The organism is Lacinutrix salivirga, from assembly GCF_053604675.1.
Map to the genome: position 1 here is coordinate 1 of NZ_JBSHNP010000137.1, position 367 is coordinate 367.

Genomic DNA, 367 nt, shown 5'->3' on the forward strand with positions numbered 1-367 from the left:
GGTTAATAAACACTTTAACAACACTAAAATAATATTAAATTAATTATCCCTAGTAATTATGAAAACATTAAAAATAGCAGTATTAGCAATCGCATCAGTAGTAGTACTAACTGGTTTTACACAGTCTAATGAAACTTCCAACTCTTCAAACAACCACGAGGTTAAAAAAGTACATATAGATTTAACCGCTATGAAAGATAAAAAGGCAGTTAAATTACCAACACAAGGTTAATAAACACTTTAACAACACTAAAATAATATTAAATTAATTATCCCTAGTAATTATGAAAACATTAAAAATAGCAGTATTAGCAATCGCATCAGTAGTAGTACTAACTGGTTTTACACAGTCTAATGAAACTTCCAA

Annotated in this window: 1 protein-coding gene; it reads left to right on the plus strand. The window is 27.5% G+C overall.

Annotation, left to right across the window (positions count from 1 at the left end):
• Positions 1–58: 58 nt before the first annotated feature.
• The gene (locus ACVC5O_RS12910) at positions 59–232 is read left to right on the plus strand and encodes a hypothetical protein (protein ID WP_452221902.1); all 174 of its coding nucleotides are present in this window, start codon (positions 59–61) and stop codon (positions 230–232) included.
• The last annotated feature ends 135 nt before the right edge of the window (positions 233–367 follow it).

Bases quoted from the DNA above. Each gene is read 5' to 3' on its own strand.
- ACVC5O_RS12910 (WP_452221902.1), top strand. From the start codon at position 59: ATGAAAACATTAAAAATAGCAGTATTAGCAATCGCATCAGTAGTAGTA.